17 protein-coding genes are annotated in these 17,741 nt (G+C 62.4%); 8 read left to right on the forward strand and 9 right to left on the reverse strand.

What is annotated here, in order from left to right; genetic code table 11:
- Positions 1-138: 138 nt before the first annotated feature.
- The 6 genes from ACXJKO_RS03350 to ACXJKO_RS03375 all read left to right on the forward strand — a co-directional run bounded on the left by ACXJKO_RS03350 (position 139) and on the right by ACXJKO_RS03375 (position 5,773).
- Complete coding sequence (locus ACXJKO_RS03350) at positions 139-1,218, forward strand: ABC transporter ATP-binding protein (protein ID WP_457089661.1); 1,080 nt, start codon at positions 139-141, stop codon at positions 1,216-1,218.
- 70 nt (positions 1,219-1,288) lie between these two features.
- Positions 1,289-2,428, forward strand: coding sequence for an ABC transporter substrate-binding protein (locus ACXJKO_RS03355; RefSeq protein ID WP_457089662.1), 1,140 nt, complete (start codon positions 1,289-1,291; stop codon positions 2,426-2,428).
- A 100-nt stretch (positions 2,429-2,528) separates the two neighbouring features.
- On the forward strand, positions 2,529-3,353 hold the full coding sequence (locus tag ACXJKO_RS03360; protein ID WP_457089663.1) for an ABC transporter permease: 825 nt from the start codon (positions 2,529-2,531) through the stop codon (positions 3,351-3,353).
- Positions 3,350-4,162: an ABC transporter permease gene (locus tag ACXJKO_RS03365; protein ID WP_457089664.1), complete on the forward strand. Its 813-nt coding sequence runs from the start codon at positions 3,350-3,352 to the stop codon at positions 4,160-4,162. Before ACXJKO_RS03360 ends, ACXJKO_RS03365 begins: the two co-directional genes overlap by 4 nt.
- A gap of 7 nt (positions 4,163-4,169) precedes the next feature.
- The gene (locus ACXJKO_RS03370; protein ID WP_457089665.1) at positions 4,170-5,213 is read left to right on the forward strand and encodes a LacI family DNA-binding transcriptional regulator; all 1,044 of its coding nucleotides are present in this window, start codon (positions 4,170-4,172) and stop codon (positions 5,211-5,213) included.
- 35 nt (positions 5,214-5,248) lie between these two features.
- On the forward strand, positions 5,249-5,773 hold the full coding sequence (locus tag ACXJKO_RS03375) for a 2'-5' RNA ligase family protein (RefSeq protein ID WP_457089666.1): 525 nt from the start codon (positions 5,249-5,251) through the stop codon (positions 5,771-5,773).
- Between the two features lie 42 nt (positions 5,774-5,815).
- Here ACXJKO_RS03375 and ACXJKO_RS03380 read toward each other — a convergent pair whose 3' ends face one another.
- The 3 genes from ACXJKO_RS03380 to ACXJKO_RS03390 all read right to left on the reverse strand — a co-directional run bounded on the left by ACXJKO_RS03380 (position 5,816) and on the right by ACXJKO_RS03390 (position 6,707).
- A complete protein-coding gene (locus ACXJKO_RS03380; RefSeq protein ID WP_457089667.1) occupies positions 5,816-6,079 on the reverse strand; it encodes a hypothetical protein in 264 nt (87 codons plus the stop codon).
- 42 nt (positions 6,080-6,121) lie between these two features.
- The gene (infA, locus tag ACXJKO_RS03385; protein ID WP_457089668.1) at positions 6,122-6,400 is read right to left on the reverse strand and encodes a translation initiation factor IF-1; all 279 of its coding nucleotides are present in this window, start codon (positions 6,398-6,400) and stop codon (positions 6,122-6,124) included.
- Positions 6,401-6,497: 97 nt separating this feature from the next.
- Positions 6,498-6,707: a cold-shock protein gene (locus ACXJKO_RS03390; protein ID WP_224315204.1), complete on the reverse strand. Its 210-nt coding sequence runs from the start codon at positions 6,705-6,707 to the stop codon at positions 6,498-6,500.
- Between the two features lie 558 nt (positions 6,708-7,265).
- Between ACXJKO_RS03390 and ACXJKO_RS03395 the strand changes: the two genes are divergently transcribed.
- Entirely contained in the window at positions 7,266-7,412 is a 147-nt protein-coding gene (locus ACXJKO_RS03395) for a hypothetical protein (RefSeq protein WP_457089669.1), read from the forward strand.
- A gap of 26 nt (positions 7,413-7,438) precedes the next feature.
- Here ACXJKO_RS03395 and ACXJKO_RS03400 read toward each other — a convergent pair whose 3' ends face one another.
- From ACXJKO_RS03400 to ACXJKO_RS03425, 6 genes are all read right to left on the reverse strand, one after another.
- Positions 7,439-8,317, reverse strand: coding sequence for a GntR family transcriptional regulator (locus tag ACXJKO_RS03400; RefSeq protein WP_457089670.1), 879 nt, complete (start codon positions 8,315-8,317; stop codon positions 7,439-7,441).
- 171 nt (positions 8,318-8,488) lie between these two features.
- Entirely contained in the window at positions 8,489-9,454 is a 966-nt protein-coding gene (locus ACXJKO_RS03405) for a Bug family tripartite tricarboxylate transporter substrate binding protein (RefSeq protein ID WP_457089671.1), read from the reverse strand.
- 55 nt (positions 9,455-9,509) lie between these two features.
- Complete coding sequence (gene acnA / locus ACXJKO_RS03410) at positions 9,510-12,197, reverse strand: aconitate hydratase AcnA (protein ID WP_457089746.1); 2,688 nt, start codon at positions 12,195-12,197, stop codon at positions 9,510-9,512.
- Between the two features lie 389 nt (positions 12,198-12,586).
- Complete coding sequence (locus tag ACXJKO_RS03415; RefSeq protein ID WP_457089672.1) at positions 12,587-13,939, reverse strand: NAD(P)/FAD-dependent oxidoreductase; 1,353 nt, start codon at positions 13,937-13,939, stop codon at positions 12,587-12,589.
- Positions 13,940-14,125: 186 nt separating this feature from the next.
- The gene (locus tag ACXJKO_RS03420; RefSeq protein ID WP_457089673.1) at positions 14,126-16,000 is read right to left on the reverse strand and encodes a glycoside hydrolase family 2 protein; all 1,875 of its coding nucleotides are present in this window, start codon (positions 15,998-16,000) and stop codon (positions 14,126-14,128) included.
- A 12-nt stretch (positions 16,001-16,012) separates the two neighbouring features.
- Positions 16,013-16,228, reverse strand: coding sequence for a hypothetical protein (locus ACXJKO_RS03425; protein ID WP_457089674.1), 216 nt, complete (start codon positions 16,226-16,228; stop codon positions 16,013-16,015).
- A gap of 199 nt (positions 16,229-16,427) precedes the next feature.
- Here ACXJKO_RS03425 and ACXJKO_RS03430 point away from each other — a divergent pair, with 199 nt between their 5' ends.
- Complete coding sequence (locus ACXJKO_RS03430; RefSeq protein ID WP_457089675.1) at positions 16,428-17,741, forward strand: family 1 glycosylhydrolase; 1,314 nt, start codon at positions 16,428-16,430, stop codon at positions 17,739-17,741.

Raw genomic sequence — 17,741 nt, forward strand, 5'->3', positions numbered from 1 at the left:
CTCCTCGACATTCACAATTCTTACGTCATCAGACCTTAGTCTAGCCCCGCTTGCGAGTCATTACGGAAGCTGATCATAATCCTTGCACGCCTGTGCAATCACGCCCCGAAGAGGGCCCAGGCTGAGGAGCAGGAAACGTTGAGCGCCTTTCTCGAAGTAGCAGATGCCCGTGTTCTCTATGGACAGCATGAAGTCCTCAAAGGAGTGAACCTCGCCGTCAAGAAGGGTGAGTTCGTAGCACTCCTCGGTTCCTCAGGGTGCGGGAAGACGACCCTTTTGCGCAGCATTGCAGGGTTCAACATCCCGGCCTCCGGCGCCATCCGCGTCAATGGGCGGGACGTGACCCACCTGCCGCCGGACAAGCGCGGCATGGCCCTGGTGTTCCAATCCTACGCGCTCTGGCCGCATATGACGGTCGATCAGAATATCGGCTACGGGCTCAAGCTGCGGAAGGTACCGAGGGCGGAGATCGAAACGCGCGTCACGGAGATCAAGAAACTCCTGGGGCTCGATGCGTTCGGCGCGCGCAAGCCCGCCAATCTCTCCGGCGGCCAGCGCCAGCGCGTGGCGCTAGGAAGAGCTCTGGCGATCCAGCCCGACATCCTTCTTCTCGATGAGCCCTTGTCCAATCTCGATGCGCGCATCCGTCTGACCGTGCGCCATGAGATCAGCGCGCTGCAGCGCCGCCTCGGCATCACGGCGGTTCATGTGACGCACGACCGCGAGGAAGCCATGGTGATGGCCGATCGCATCGTAATTCTCAACAACGGCGCCATCGAGCAGGTCGGAACGCCCGAGGAGGTCTATAACCGGCCCGGCTCCGATTTCGTGGCGGCTTTCATGGGCGCGGAGAACCTTCTCGAACTCTCAGGCTCAACGAGTGGCGACCGTATCGAGATCGCCGCAAGCCCTTTCAATTCCGCAGCTGTAGTGTCCGCGCAAGGGCGCAAGCTCTCTGGCACGATCAATGCCCGCTTCCGGGGGGAATCGGTTGAGCTGAGCGAGGCGAAGAACGATGTTTCCTCCCTGCGCGACGAAGGTGCTCTGACCCTGGTCGGCACCGTCGAGCAGACGAGTTATCCGGGCGGCCTCTGGCGTCATGTAATCGTCGTGGGCGGGTCGCATATCATCGTCGACGCGCCGCGCAATTTCGAGATTGGCAAGCGCGTTACGATCCGCATTCCCGAGGCGGCTTTGTTCCTGTTCCCAAAACAATAGACCGGCGGGCTCAACCGTCGGCGATCATTGGATGGGCGCAGCTTGCAAGGTGCGCCCCAAGGAGGAAAACATGAAGTCTAAATTCATCGCAGCCACGCTCGCAACGGGCCTGTTCTGCACGCCGCTCGCTGCGGCGGAACTCACCGTTCTCACCGCAGGCGACCAGAACATGGTCGACTACGTGAACGAATATCTCGGGCCCCTCTTCGAGAAGGAGAACCCGGGCACGAAGGTGCGCGTCGTCGGCACGGGCCCCGGCGATGCGGGCTCGCAGAAGATCCTCGAGCGCTTCGATGCGCAAAGCAAAGCCGGCGTCGCCAAGTGGGATGCCGACGTTGCCGTGGTACACGAGAAGTTCGTCGGCCCCATGGTCGAGCAGAAATTCCTCGATGCTTATCGCAGCAAGATCCCGAGCGGCTCTCTGGTGACGCGCGACAATGCCAAGATGGCTCTGGGCACGAACGTGGACGGCTATGTCATGCCCATGTTCAACAGCCAGACCGCTTTGGCCTACAACCCGGCCCTCGTTCCCAACCCGCCGAAGAGCTACGACGAGCTCGTCGAGTTCGCGAAAAAGAACCCCAAGCAGTTCGGCTATAACGGCATCAAGGGCGGCGCTTCCGGCGTCAGCTTCGTCATGGGCTGGATCTATGCCTACGGCGGCGGCGATGCACAGAAGCTCATGAACGGTCCTTTTGAGGAGGGCCAGGAAAAGAACTGGGACAAGGCTTTCGCCTCGCTGAAGGAATTCAGCCGCAACGCCACGATGACCCCCGGCAATGCCGGCACGCTCGACATGCTCAGCCGTGGCGAGATCGCCATCGGGCCGGTCTGGGTGGACATGTTCTATTCCTGGAAGGCCAAGGGCCAGCTGCCGCCCGAGATGAAGCTCGTTCTTCCGTCTCCCGGCATGCCCGGCCAGCCGATGCACTATGTGATCCCGGCCAAGAGCGCGAACACCGATCTCGCCCAGAAGTTCGTGGCGCTCGCCACGAGCCCGAAGGTGCAGGCTGAAGGCATCGTGAAGCGCTTCAACTGGTATCCCGGCATCGATGCGCAGCACGTCCAGGCCAATCTCGACAAGGAGACATGGCAGCAGCTGTTCACCGATATCTCGCCTGAAGAACTCGCCAAGTATGGCAAGCCGTTCCCGATCGCGCCTTACAACAAGGCGATCCTCGAGGCTTACGAGCGTCAGGTCAGCAACTAAGACGACTGCGTCATGGCCGGGAGGGAATGCTCTCCCGGCCAGTTCCACCCGTCAGGTTTGTCGCCGGTCCATCCGCCGGCCTCATGGAAGCTCATCTGCCATGCCGATTCCGTTGATTGGATTCTTGCTCGTCGCTCCGGCGCTGGCGATCGTCCTTCTTCTTTTCATCGTTCCGCTCATCAGCTCCATCACCGGCGCTTTCGATGTGGGCGGCGCATTCGGCTTCGGCAATTTCATCAAGTCGTTTGAGCTCTACAGCAGCGACATGGTGTTCACACTCGTCATTGTGCTTCTGTCCTCCGCCCTTATCGGCCTGTTCTCGATCATGATTGGCGGCTATCTCACCCTCGGGTCGAACCCGAAGGCGGTGGCGATCCTGCGCTGGATCTATCGCTGGCCGCTCTTCATTCCGTTCATCGTCGTGGGTCAGATCCTTCGGACGTTTCTCGCCAAGAACGGATTGATGAACAACATCTTCATCGAGGCCGGAATCATGACACCGATGGCCGCCATAAGCTTTCTCGACTGGCGCGGCATCGTCACAGCCTTCGTGTGGAAGCAGACGCCCTTCGTCACGCTGCTGCTCGCGGGAGCCATGGCCTCCATCGACCGCAGCACCATCGAGGCCGCGCGCAACCTCGGCGCGAAGCGCATCCGCATCCTCATCGAGATCGTGCTGCCGCAAGTGCGCCAGACCCTTCTCGTCGGCCTCATCCTCAGCTTCGTCACCATGATGTCGGTGCTGTCCGTGCCGCTCATGATCAACGCTCAATCGCCCACCATGATCACCGCCAACATGGCCTTCCGCATCAACGCGCACGGCGATTACGGCGTCGCCAATGCCTTGGGGTTGATCTCGCTTCTCATGACGAGCGTGGCGGCCATCATCTATCTGCGTCAGACCATGAGGGAGCACGCCCGATGAGCACCCACCTCGATTGGAAGTGGATCCCGCGCGGAATCGTGCTCGGCCTCCTGGCCTTCATCATCTTCGGCCCACTGGTGAACCTGCTTCTGTGGGCCGTAGCAGAACGCTGGTACTTTCCCCATGTGCTGCCGCTGAAATACGGCTTCTCGTTCTGGGCCAGCGTCTTCTCACCCCGTGGCAACGCCATGGGTTCCCTGGCGACAAGCGTGCTGATCGCCGTTCTGACGGTGGTCGTTTCGCTCGGTCTCGCCATTCCGGCGGGTTACGCGCTGGCGCGGCTTCGCCTGCCGTTCCGTGGCTTGATCCTGCTCGCGCTGCTGATCCCACAGGCTTTCCCGAACCTACCGGTCTACGTGAACATCGCCCGCATCTTCTATCAATACGGCCTCAACGGCACGATTCTCGGTGTGGTTCTCGTCCACGTCACGCATGGGCTCGTCTATGCTGTCTGGATTGCGACGGCGGCATTCTCCGCCATCGACCGTGAGCTCGAGGAAGCGGCCCGCTCCATGGGCGCCAGCGCCCTGCGCGGGTTCTGGGATGTCACCCTTCCCATCGCCGCGCCGGGATTGCTGGCAAGCGCGATCTTCGTCTTCCTGGAATCGCTCGACGAGTTCACGGGCACCTATTTCGTCGGCGCTCCCGACGTGACGACCCTGCCACTCTTGCTCTACACGGCAAGCTCCGGCGGCAATTATCAGATCGCCTCGATCACGGCTCTGATCCTGCTCGTTCCCTCGATTGCCTTCATGTTCGTCGTCGAAAAATTCCTTCGGTCGGATGTGCTCTCCAAGGTCGGGCATTAGTCGCGCCATGCAGGAGATCGATACCGAGCTTGCCGAGGCCCAGCAGGGTTTCATCAGCGCCCACATGGTGGCGGAGCGTGCAGGCGTATCCCGGTCCGCCGTGTCGCGGGCCTTCACGCCGGGCGCGAGCATCGCGCCTGAGACCCGCAAGAAGGTGATGCAGGCGGCGGCGGAGCTCGGCTATGAGGTCAACGATCTGGCGCGCGGGCTTCTCGCCAATCGCAGCCGCCTCGTGGGGCTCGTCGCCTCCGATCCCGCAAGCCCGTTCCGCACGCAGCAGATCGCCGCCCTGTCCCGGCGCCTCGTCGAGCGCGGCAGCGTGCCCGTGCTCATTCCGACGGGCTCCGGTGAGGGTGAGGTCAGGGCCGCCCATTCCACGCTTCTGCGCTACCGGGCCGAGGCCACCATCGTTTTGTCGGGCATGCCGTCCTCATCCCTCGTCGAGCTGGCGCAGCGCAACGGCCAGCCGCTCATCGTGGTCGGACGAACCGAACACGGCCCGGATCACATCCGCATCGACAATGCGCGTGCGGCGCAGATTGCGGTCGAGGTTTTCGTCGCACGGGGCATGCGCAAGCTCGGCCTCGTCACCTCGGCGGTCGGCAGCCCCAATCTGATCGAGCGTGAGGAAGGCTTCATCGCTGCGGCCGCGAAATACGGCATCGAGGTCAAGGTCCAGCGGGCGGGCTATACCGATTACGACGGGGGGCAGGCGGCGGCCTCGCTACTGCTCGGGACCGGGGATGATGTCGAGGCGGTGTTCTGCGTCAACGATCTCATGGCCTTCGGATTGATGGACTACGCCCGCGATGTGCTGAACCTGTCGATCCCCGAGAACCTGTCGGTCATCGGCTTCGACGGCATTCCCGCGACGCGCTGGGGCGCCTACAGGCTCACGACCTTCCATCAGGATGAAGAGATCCTCGCAAACGAGATCGTCAGCGTTCTGGATCAACGGCAGGCCGATCCCAAAGCCCCTCCCATCGTCTCCATCATCGAGGCGCCCCTCGTGTACCGGGGAAGCGTGCGGTCTCTCAAGAGCGATAACTGACAGGCAGGTTGCTCAAACCAACGACGAGGCATGACATGAGCGGCGATTATCATTCCATTTGGCTGATGCCTCCCTCCGAGCAGGAAGAGGTTTTCGCCGCCATCGTGCGCGATCTCGCCAAGCGTTTCGATAGCCCGGTCTTTCAACCGCACCTGACGCTCGTGGAGGACATGCCGAGAAGCTGCGAGGAGCTGAAGCTGCTCGTGGAGCAGGCGGCCCACGGGATGAAATCGTTTGAGGCGTCCGTCGAGACGGTCGAGGAAAGCGAGCTTTATTACCGCTCGTTCTATGTGCGCTTTCCCGTGACACCGCAGCTGAAGCTGCTGAAGGAGAGGGCAATCAGTATTTTCGGCGTCGGAAGCGTCGAGACCTTCATGCCCCATATCTCCCTGGCTTACGGAGTCGCAGAAAGTCCGGAGAAAGCGAAAGCTGTCGCTGCTCTCCGGAACGAACTGCAAGACATGAGCGTGACGTTCGACCGTGTCTGCATCGTGTCTTCTTCACAGCAGACGCCCATCGAGGAATGGCGAATCAGATATGAGGCCCGCTTGTCCGCATAGGGTCCTCGATGGGGGGATGCTCAACCGCATTCCCGCCTTCGATCAATTGAGCGACATCGACCGGGGAGCGGTATGAGCCTTGATCGGTTGGGTATGCTCGATTTCCGCATCGATGTCCTGATCGATGATTTCGGCCAGGACCATCGTGTCGTCGACATCCATGGCGCTGGCCGGGTAGATCTGGAACTCGTTATTGCTTTCGACGACGATGGCGTCCCGGCCGAACCGCAAGACGCAGTTGGTCTGGCGCATGAGCCAGTCCGGCACCAAGTCGCCTGCCTCGAACGTCCAAGTCTTTTCAGGCATATTGAACCTTCTCTGGGCTGAACTGCCCAGCTGGAACAGCACTTACCGGCGGCGGAACTGCGGACGACGTGCGCCTGCCGGGCGCGGGCCACCCGCTCCGCTGTCCTTGTGACGGAAGATGAGCCTGCCCTTGTCGAGATCGTAGGGCGACATCTCGACGGTGACGCGGTCGCCAGCGAGCGTCTTGATGCGGTTCTTCTTCATCTTGCCGGCCGTGTAGGCAATGATCTCATGGCCGCTCTCCAGCTTCACGCGGTAGCGGGCGTCCGGCAGGATCTCGACGACTTCGCCTTCGAATGTGATCAGTTCTTCCTTGGCCATTGAAATATCCTTCAGCAGAAAACAAAAAAGCCGCTCCCGAAGGGCGGCTTTGACAAGCGGCGCAGGGTTCTGCGCCGCCTGATGGAAGACGGAGATATTAGGCCGTCTGGATGTTGTTCACGGCAACCTTGCCGGAGCGACGGTCTTCAGCCGTGTCGAAGGTGACCTTCTGGCCTTCGCGGAGGCCGCGGATGCCAGCGCGCTCGAGAGCGGTCGCGTGGACGAACACGTCCTTGTCGCCGTTGTCAGGCTGGATGAAGCCGAAGCCCTTTTGGTCGTTGTAGAATTTTACGGTGCCCGAAATCATGGGTATGTCCTTAGGTATATGCGTCAAGTGCACGTGAGCTTGGAAGGTATGCAACAGCACGACTTCGGCTCGGTTCGTCGATGTTTGGGAGAGTGTCTGAACGTGCGCCTGGCATGCCAAGGCGTAACAGCCCGATTGTCCGGCCAAATGTCGATGAAGAACACCTAGTGCCCTATTGGGGCGAATACAAGGCATATCTGCAAAATAGTTTTTACGCGGGGTCCCCGTTCAACTGGCAAGCCTGGCGGCAGCCCGGAAAATTCACTGAAAGGAAGTGTCCTTTTAGCCTCCCGTGAAAGCGAACATCTAAACGGTTTTCTTCGTCAACTCTGAATTCTTCTTGCAATACGTCGTATCATCATCCATATAGAGTTACTCCAACCGACATGTTCGGCCTGCTCTCCTTAGCTCCGATCGAGCGCCGAGCCTGCTTTCCGTTCCCATCGATTGTCACATTGGCGTCCGCATAGCGGGCGTATTCACGTCGTTGCATCGCTTCGACGCTTTCAAACCTATTCATTGCTGCCCGGCCAAGCCCAAGCAGCCAAAGGAATTCTTATGTCGACTTCAGTTCAACCGACTCATGCCCAGCAGAAGGCACAGCCTTCGAAGATCGCTTCGCAGGCCAAGATTGCGGCCAAGCCCCAGTCCTCCGGTCTCTCCAGGGAAGAACTTCGCCAGATCGTCCTCGAGATCCTTGGTTAATTTCGAACCTTCACACGAGCGCGGTATCAGCGCTCCAGGATCGGCCTGATCTGCTGCAGGTTCTCGATCGTGTGTTCCAGATGGCGGCGTAAAGCCTGAGAGGCCTCCGCGTTCCTACCCTGCTCCAGGAGATCCAGAATCTGGAGATGCTCCTCGCATTGCTGGCGGTAGCGCTTGCGGTCGATCATCGACCGATAGGAAAGCAGCCGCCGGACGCGGTTGATGCGCCGCACAGCCTCCAGAAAGAACGGATTCCCCGACGCACCGATGATGGCTTCGTGAAAGCGCACCCCGCGCTCATGGAGCGCATCGGCGCTGTCGGTCTCGATGGCGCCGCCGAGAAGCCGGAGTTCCGCCTCGCGGCAGCGCGCGGCCGTTTCGGAATCGAGGTGGTAGGTCGGCTCCAGCAAAGCCGCCGGTTCGAGAACCAGGCGAACGCGATAAGTCTGCTCCAGGCTCTCAGGGGTGGTGAGCATGGGCGAGAAGGACCAGCCATACCCTGGCCGGCGCTCGGCCCAGCCTTCCTGGGCGATCCGACTCAGGACAGCGTTCAGCTGCGCCTTCGTGGCCCTGTAAGTGTCCTTGAGATAAGCCTCGGAAGCCGGATCAGGCAGGCGGCCATGGAGATGGTCCTCGGCGATCCTGAAATAGATCTCGGAGGCATCGTCCCTGACCACGAGGCCGAGGATTTCGGGCGAGGTGTCCTTCACCGCCGACACGAAGTAGCCGCGGTTGCGCTCGTGGGTGAGAACACCTTTCGTGGCAAGCAACTGCAGGGCCTGGCCGACGGGAAAGCGGGAGACGCTGAAGCGCTCGGCCAGTTCCTGCGCCGTCACATGGGCGCCGACGGCAAGGCCCGATCCCCGGATATGGTCGAGAATCTGCGCGGCCAGCCCCTCGGTCATTTCCCGCTTGCTGCCGGGGGCGCGTTCACTGACTGAGACACTCATTGAAAACCCTGACCTCGCCCTTGGATGAGCGTTCTTCCTTTATGCGATTCCCGTCAGGTATAGCATCGCGCGCAAAATTGCGCAGGCATCGGCTGGGAGATCGCTGACCTCCCAGCCGGATCGTCATCAGGCCTTCACGAGGCCGATGGACTTCAGGATGTCGCCCACGCGGGCCTGCTCTTCCTTGAGGAAGGCGGTGAAAGCATCGCCAGCGAGATAGAAGTCCTCCCAGCCGCGCTGCTTCAGGGTCTCGGTCCACTCCTTGGACTTCACCAGCTTCTCGACCGTGTCGGTGAGGGTCTTCTTCTGCTCGGGCGTGATGCCGGGGGCCGCCATGATGGCGCGCCAGTTCACGACCTCCACATCCATGCCTTGCTCCTTGAGGGTGGGAACGTCGGCGCCGGCAAGACGCTTGCCGGACGAGATTGCGAGCGCACGCAGCTTGCCGGCCTTGATCTGGCTTTCGAATTCGCCGTAGCCCGAAACGCCCGCCGTCACGCGGCCGCCGAGCATGGCCGCCAGGGCCTCGCCGCCGCCGGAGAATGCGATGTAGTTGACCTTCGACGGATCGGAGCCCGCAGCCTTGGTGAACAGGGCTGCGAGAATGTGGTCCGCGCCACCGGCGGAACCGCCGGCCCAGGTGACTTTCGCCGGGTCGGTCTTCGCCGCATCGGCCAGCTCCTTCACGGACTTGATCGGCGAGTTGGCGGGCACGACGATTACAAGCGGATCGCCCGTCAAGCGTGCAATCGGCGTGACCTGATCCAGGCTGACTGGCGCCTTGTTGGTGAGTATCGCGCCGAGCATGGTGATGCCGTTGACCATGAGCTGGCTCGGATCGCCCTTCGTCGTGTTGACGAACTGGGCAAGGCCCACGGTACCGCCAGCGCCGGTGACGTTGGTCACCTGCACGCTTTTGGCGAGACCCGTCTGGCTCAGCACCTGCTGAATGGAACGGGCCGCCGAATCCCAGCCGCCGCCCGGTCCGGCGGGCGCCATAATCTTCAATTCCTGCTGCGCGAAGGCAGAGGATGCGACAAGCGTCAAAGCTGCAACGGCGACGCCGCGGATGGTTTTGGTCAAATGGCTCACGATTTCCTCCCTTTAAGGTTGCGTGAGATGGTGAACGCGAAGCGGGCGTTGCCGCTTAGCGCCGGATATGCGGCGAGGTCTTTCGCCGTGTGCTTCCACCGCTGCCGGTGAATTCGGGTGCAGGCGTTTCGCGGCTTGTGGCCTCCGCGTTGATGACACGCTGCAGAATGAGAGGAATGATGCCGCCACCGCGCAGGATCTCGACTTCGAGGCCAGTCTCGATAGCGGCGGTCGAAAGGAACGTTTCGCGCTCGCCCGATGCGCGCTGAATCGTGACATTCACAGAACAGCGCGGGGCGATGCGGCTCGGATCGGCATCGATGACGATCTGATCGCTGGGACTTAAGTGAAGATCGTTCGGATGCCGGTCCGCCGGAAGACGTAAGGGCAGAATGCCCATGCCGATCAGGTTCGAGCGATGAATGCGCTCGAAGCTCGACGCCAGCACGGCTCTTGCGCCGAAGAGCGAGACGCCTTTCGCAGCCCAGTCGCGCGACGAGCCCATGCCATAGCGCTCGCCCGCCACCACAACGACGGACGCGCCCTCCTGGGCATAGCGGTCTGCGGCCTTCCAGAGCGGCAGATGCTCGCCCGATCCCACATGAATCGTGAAGCCCGGCGCGATCTGTGGATCGAGAAGATTGCGCACGGACTTATTCGTGAACAACCCGCGCATCATCGCTTCCCAATTGCCGCGACGGGACGCGAACACGTTCAGGTCGCGCCGGTTCTCACCACGTTCGACGAGATACTCGGCGGCCTCGCCGACCGACGGAATTTGCCCTGCGGGCGAGATGTGATCAGTCGTGATGTCGTCGCCCAGCACGAGCAGCGGATGCGCAGCATAAGAACCGAGCAGCGTGCCATTGCCGAAGCCCGCAAACGGCGGGCGGCGGATATAGGTCGAGCCCGGATTCCACGGAAAGAGATCGGTCGCGGGCGCATCGAGCACGCGCCAGGTTTCGCTGGCCTCGGCCTTCTCATAGGCGATCTCGTAATCGCCCGCGTTTATCGCCGTGGCGAGAGCCGCATCGATCTCATCGCCGGTCGGCCAGAGATCCGCCAGCCTGATCTCTTCGCCGGAGGAGGCTTGAGCAATCAGATCGGTCAGGATGTTGCGGTTCACATCACCCGCCAGCGCGAAGGCGACGACGAGCGGCGGCGAGGCCAGGAAGCCCGCTTCCAATTGCGGGTGAACGCGGCCCGGGAAGTTGCGGTTGCCCGACAGAACGGCGACCGGAACGATGCCGCGTTCCGTCATGGCCTGTTCGATGATCGCGGGCAGGGGACCGGAATTGCCGATACAGGTCGTGCAGCCATAACCGACGATGCCGAAGCCGATCGCTTCGAGATCCTCCAGCAATCCGGCGCGGCGAAGATAGCGCTCGGCTGTGGGCGAGCCCGGTGCCAGCGACGTCTTCACCCAGGCGGGTGGCGTGAGACCGAAGCTGCGCGCCTTGCGGGCGACGAGACCTGCGGCGACGAGAAGCCTTGGATCGGATGTGTTGGTGCAGCTCGTGATGGCGGCAATCGCCACCGAGCCGTCGCCCGGTTGCCCCTCAGCCGCTTTACGGCCTGCAAGCATCGGCGCGAGAGCTTCGACGGTTGCACTGGCAGGGATGCGATCCTGCGGGCGGCGCGGCCCGGCGAGGCTAACCTCGACCTCCTCGAGATCGATCTCGACGGTGTCCGTGTAACGCGGCGCGGCGTTCGGGTCGAACCACAGGCCCTGCCGCTTGGCGTATTCCTCCACGAGGCAAACATGCTCGGCAGTGCGGCCCGTTTCGCGCAAATATTGCAGCGTGTGGTCGTCGATGGGGAAGTAGCCGGAATTGGCGCCGAATTCCGGTGTCATGTTAGCGATGACGGCGCGGTCGCCCGCCGAGAGCGTGGAGACACCCTCGCCGTAGAATTCGACGAAACGGTCCGCCAGATCGACACGCCTCAGACGCTCCGTGACGGTGAGCGCGAGGTCGGTGGCGAGCACGCCCTGTTTCAGACGATTGTTAAGGCGAACGCCGATTACATCCGGCACGCGGATCATCACCGGCATGCCGAAAAACACGCTTTCCGCCTCCAACCCGCCGACGCCCCAGCCGAGCACGCCGATGCCGTTGATCATGGGCGTATGGCTGTCAGTGCCGATGAGCGTATCGGGCATGGCCCAGGACACGCCGTCGCGCTCCGACGTGGTGACGACAGTCGCCAATCGCTCGAGATTGAGCGTGTGCATGATGCCGGTGCCGGGCGGATGGATGCGCACGCCAGTCAGCGTGCGCGTGGCCCATTTCATGAAACGGTAGCGCTCGGCATTGCGGTCGTATTCCCGCTCCATGTTGCGCTGGAGCGCATCCGGCGTGCCGAACACATCGACGCCCAGGGAATGGTCCGTCGAGACATCGACCGGCAAAACGGGATTGAGCAGGCTCGGATCACACCCGGCCTCGGCCAGCGAGGCGCGCATGCCGGCGATATCCACCAGGGCAGGGCCGCAGGTGGTGTCGTGCATCAGCACGCGCCCCGGCAGAAACGGGATCTCCTCCTCGCTCCGCCCCTTCTCCAACCAGTTCAGAATGGCCGTCTTTGCCCGAGGAGCATCCTCGCCCGCATTGCGCAGCACGTTCTCCAGCATGATCCGAAGGATATGAGGCAGGCGCTGAAGGTCGTTCCCGGCTGCGGCGGGCAGGTCAACGATACGGTGCTGCCACCGATTGACGGCAAGCGCCGCGAAGGCTGCTGGCATATCCGAAGCGTAGGTCATGGCCGGATAGTGCATAATGAGAGTTATAAATGCAAATGTAATTTTGCATTTTGGGCTCTAGATATGTCAAAGTGCGTCATGCTTGGCGGTGGGGGTGCTGTGACTGGGTGAGAGAGCTTTCAAGTAAAGCGCAGGACTAACCTCTCCCGAGTGGGAGAGGTCGACGCGCGTGAGCGCGGCGGGTGAGGGAATGCCGTGTCCGGAGAGGGCAGTCCCTCACCCCTGCCCCTCTCCCACCCGGGAGAGGGGATGTGCGGTAATCTCGTTACGAGGATTGAATGATGGGCAGAGCTCCGACTTTCCGCCCCGCCCGCAAATCCTGCCCGGCTAACCTTGGTGATACGGCAGGGGAGCTGAGCGAATATTTAACCCTAATCCGCCCCGGCGGAATGCTTCCGGCCTGCATTCGGATCGCGCTTGGCCTCAGGCGCTAGTATCCCCGGCCGGGCCTGATCCTTCTGCGTTTCCTTTTGAGACGTCTTGCTGTCGACGATGAGGCGGGCGCCGCGCTGGTAGGTCAGGTAGTTCCAGAGCCACGCGAAAGCGACAGCGGCTCGGTTGCGCAGGCCGATGAGGAAGTAGACATGCGCAAAGCCCCAGAACAGCCAGCCGATGAAGCCTTTGAGGTGGAAGCGATTGAGCTTCACCACGGCGGCCTTGCGCCCGATGGTGGCGAGATCGCCTTGATGCCGGTATCGGAAGGGGCCGGGCGGCGTGCGGCCCTCGACCCGCGAGGCGATCACTTCCGCCACATACTTCCCCATCTGCTTGGCGGCCGGCGCAATGCCGGGCACCGCTTTGCCCTCCGCATCGACAACCGCCGCCGTGTCGCCGATGACGAAGATCTCGGGTCTGCCCGGAATCGTCAGGTCCGGCCCGACCTTCACCCGGCCTGCCCTGTCCTTCTCGACGCCGAGCCATTCCGCGGCCGGAGATGCGACGACGCCCGCGGCCCAGATGATGGTGCCGGCATCGATCCGCTTGTCGCCGAGATCGACCCCGCCCTCATCGCAATTCGTCACCGGGGCCGAGGTCATCACCTCCACGCCCATCTTCTTGAGCGCCCGCTCGGCATAGGATGACAGATCCTCCGGAAAGACCGGCAGCAGCCGAGGGCCGGCTTCGATGAGGATGACGCGCGCCGCATGGGGATCGATGCGGCGGAATTCGGCCGGCAGCGCATGATGCGCCACTTCCGCGATCGCCCCGGCCATTTCGACACCGGTCGGCCCGCCGCCGATCACCACGAAGGTGAGCAATCGCCGCTGCTCCTCGATGTCGCCCGTCAGCTCGGCATGCTCGAAGGCCATCAGGACCCGGCGGCGGATGGCGGTGGCATCCTCGATTTGCTTCAGTCCCGGAGCGGCGGACGCCCATTCCGGATGCCCGAAATAGGAATGCGTCGCACCCGTCGCGAGAACGAGAAAATCGAAAGGCACGGCGACAGGCCCGGCATGGACGACCCGCGCATCCCCATCGATGCCCGTGACATCGGCCATGAGGACCGAGGCATTCTTCTGGTGCTTGAGAATGCTGCGGATCGGCCAAGCGATATCCGCCGGCGACAGGGCGGCTGTTGCAACTTGATAGAGCAGGGGCTGKAAGGCGTGGAAATTGTTGCGGTCGATCACCGTCACATCGACAGGCGCCCGCGCCAGGGATTGAGCCAATGTCAGCCCGCCGAAGCCCGCCCCGACGATCACGACTCGTGGTGTATCGGCCATCTCACGCTCTCGCTATTGCCGCGCCGAGAGAGCCTTCTCAGAAGGCCTCCCCGGCATAGAAAGCGGTGCGGCGTCGCCGATGTTCCCGAGGCTTGAGTGTTCAGTGAGAGTTAGAGTGTTTCCACATTCGTATCAGCTTGAAAACCGAATGCTCGACTCGCCCAAGCATATGAGAGGCGGAGGGCTCTATTCCTGCCCGCGCTCCCGCCGTCGCCGCTCGACTTCCTGCTTGATGAGCACATCCAGGATTTCGCTCGGCACGGCTTTGGACGGCCGGCTGTTGATGGCGCGCACGCGCTCCACGTCGAATTTCGGCTCGCGGTTGACCGTGAGAAGCCCGTTGGTTTCCTGCGCCGTGTCGGTCAGCTGTGTGTAGCAGAAGCCGGCAAGCGCGGTGGAAGATAGAAGCGCATCGACAAGCTCCTCGTAACGCGCGAGCAGATCGTCGGCGCTGGCGAACTGGCCGTAGCCGAACCAATCCTCGGTGGTTTGCGGCACGAAGCCGAGGCCGCCGAACTCGCTGATGACGATGGGCTCGTCCTCGATCTCGGTGCCCTCACCCAACAACGGGTGATGATGCGGGCGCACATCGCGAAAGGTGCGCGCAATCGTTGCCCGGTCCGCGTAACGCTCGCGCAGCATCTCGCCTGTCGGCGCATAATCGTGCACGCCGAACACATCGCCGACCGCGTGCTGCCAGCCGTCATTGCTGATCACCGGCCGTGTGGGATCGAGCGCTTTGGTCAGATGATAAAGCGCACGCACGAAATCGCGCTGCTGGGCTGAGCGATCGAGATCGGGCACGCCCCAGCTCTCGTTCAGCGGAACCCAGGTGATGATCGAGGGATGGCTGTAATCCCGTCGCACCGCCTCCAGCCATTCGCGCGTGAGCATTTCCGCCGCGCGGTCGGAATAGACATAGGCATTGGCAGCCTCGCCCCAGACGAGCATGCCGAACCTATCGCACCAATAGAGGAAGCGCGGGTCCTCGATCTTCTGGTGGATGCGGATGCCGTTGAAGCCAAGCGATTGCGCAAGCTCCACTTCCCGCTTGAGCGCATTCGCATCGGGCGCGGCAAGAAGGGAATCGGGCCAGTAATTCTGCGCCAGCACGAGGCGCAGGAAAACCGGGATGCCGTTGATGATGAAGCGCCCGTCGCGAGCCTCGATCCGGCGCAAGCCGAAATAGCTCTCGACGCGGTCGACGACGGCGCCCTTTTCATCGACCAGTTCGATGATGGCTTCGAGAAGATTGGGATGCTCTGGGGACCAGAGCAATGTGCGGCGACGGCGGACGGCGGCGTCGTTGATGTCGAGCAACAGGTCGCGCCGCAGCTCACGGCCCGAGAGCAGGCAGGTATCGTCGAGGAGAATGCGCGTCGGCCGGTCGCCCTTCAGCTGCACGCGCACGCGCCAGCCTTCGGGCGGAGTGCGGTCGAGCCTCAGCACCAAACCGGCACCGAAGCGGTCCACATCGGGCGTCCAGCGAATCTCGGTGATCGCCACCTGAGGCACAGGCTCGAGCCAGACCGGCTGCCAGATTCCTGTGGTCCGGTGATACCAGATATAGCCAGGATTCTCCTCCCAGTATTGCTTACCGCGCGGCTGCTGCAGGTCGCGCGGCTCGTCCTCTGCGCGCAAGGTAATGACCTGGGCGTCGCCCGGAACGAGCAGGGTGGAGATGTCCGCAAAGAACGGCGTCTGCCCGCCCTCATGCTCGACGGCCATACGGCCATTGACCCATACGGTCGCCTTGTAATCGACCGCCCCGAAATGGAGCAGGAGCCGGTTCTTGCGATCGGCCTCCTCGACCTTGATCTCGCGCCGATACCAGACCACCCGGTGAAAGCCGGTATCGTGGATGCCGGACAATTCACTTTCCGGCGGAAAGGGAACCCGGATCTCGCGGTCGAAAGGCTCCGCGCGCTCGAACCAGCGCTCGGAGAGGCCACGATCAGCATCGTCGAAGGCGAAGCCCCAAGGGCCGCACAGGTCGATCCAGCGCTCGCGGCGCAGTTGCGGGCGCGGGTGGAGACCATCCGTGGAGTTCGTCTCAGTCATCATGTGATCCACTCAATAGCGTCCCTTCAGAAACCGATGATCGGCGGGAGGTGTGACGAGGTTTAGGGTTTTTTCGCGAGGATGATCGTGCAAACCGGGCTGGTTCGGCTTTGTGTCGGCCTTGTCCTGAGACTGTGTCTCGTTGCGATTGACGGCATCGCCCTTCCATCGCCGCACCAGTTTGTACTTCGTATCGGATCTCCGCCCTTTAAGGCTCAGGTTCGGCATAGCTTCACCTCAAAAGAAGCCGGGCTTTGCTGCTCTTTTAACGCATGAGTTCGGTCTGCGTTCTGAACAGGTGGGAATGTGTGAAACTTTCTCGCATGTGAGCCGTTTCCTACCCTGGATCTTGTGCGGCCGAGGTTTGTCCGCGGCCCAACCGCTGTGCTGCAGTGGAAGCACTGACGCTCAAAGGGACGGCCCCGGCATGACCCAAGCGCTCCCAAAACGATCTCAGCTCCACGCTCTCACTGCGCCCGATGCGTTCTGGTGGTCTACCGGCATCGAGGACACCTTCATCACTGCGCCGCACCCCACCACGGGACGGATTCTGGACGAATACGAACTCACCGGGCATTATGAAAAGTGGCATGGGGATCTTGGCCTCGCGGCCGAGCTTGGCGTGCCTTGCGCCCGCTACGGCGTGCCGTGGCATCGCATCCAGCCGACACCGACGACCTGGGATTGGAGCTTTCCGGACGAGACCCTGGAGCGCATGCTCGAACTCGGGGTCGATCCTCAGGTCGATCTGGTGCATTACGGGTTGCCGGCCTGGATCGACGGGGCCTTTCTCAATCCCGATTATCCCAAGCTCGTGGCCGAATACGCGGTGCGCCTCGCCGAGCGCTTTCGCGGGCGCATCACGTGGTACACGCCGCTCAATGAGCCGCGCATCACCGGCTGGTATTGCGGACGGCTCGGCTGGTGGCCGCCGTACAAACGCAGCTGGCCCGGCTTCGTGGCGCTGATGCTCGCCATCGCGAAGGGCATGGTCGAAACCGTGAAAGCGCTGGAGGGCGTCGATCCGGAGATCGTGCCCTATTTCGTCGATGCGACGGACCTCTTCGATACGGACGATCCCGCTTTCGAGGGCGAGGCCGAGCGGCGGCAGGAAATCGTCTTCCTCGCACTCGATCTGGTCTCGGGGCGGATCGATGAGAAGCACCTGCTCTGGCCCTGGCTTTTGAAGAACGGTGCGCGGGAGGCGGAGCTTGCTTGGTTCAGGGACAATGCGGTGGCAATCCCGGTGATCGGCATGAATCTCTATCCGATGTTCACGCAGAAGAAGTTGCTGCGCGATGCAGGCGGGCGCTTTCGCATCCGCATGCCATATGCGGGCGCCGATCTCATCACCCGCCTCGGACGCCTCTATCACGAGCGCTATGGCGCGCCGCTCATGATCTCCGAGACGGCCTCGATGGGTTCGCTACGCCGCCGCCTCGATTGGCTCGACGCCTCGGTCGAGGCCACGCGGCAGCTTCGGGCGGAAGGCGTGCCGCTCGTGGGCTATACGTGGTGGCCGATGTTCTCCCTCGTCACCTGGGCCTATCGCCAGAGCCGCCGCCCCGTCGCGGAGCACCTGGCCCATATGGGATTATGGGACATCGTGCCCGACGAGGCCGATCCCCTGCGCCGGGTCCGCACGCCTGCCGTCGATGCCTATCAGCAGCTTGTCAGAGGCGGGACCAAATCCGTCGGCAAGCTGGTGGATGTGTCATCTCCTGCAATGGCTTTACGCTAA

The organism is Microvirga sp. P5_D2, assembly GCF_054049475.1.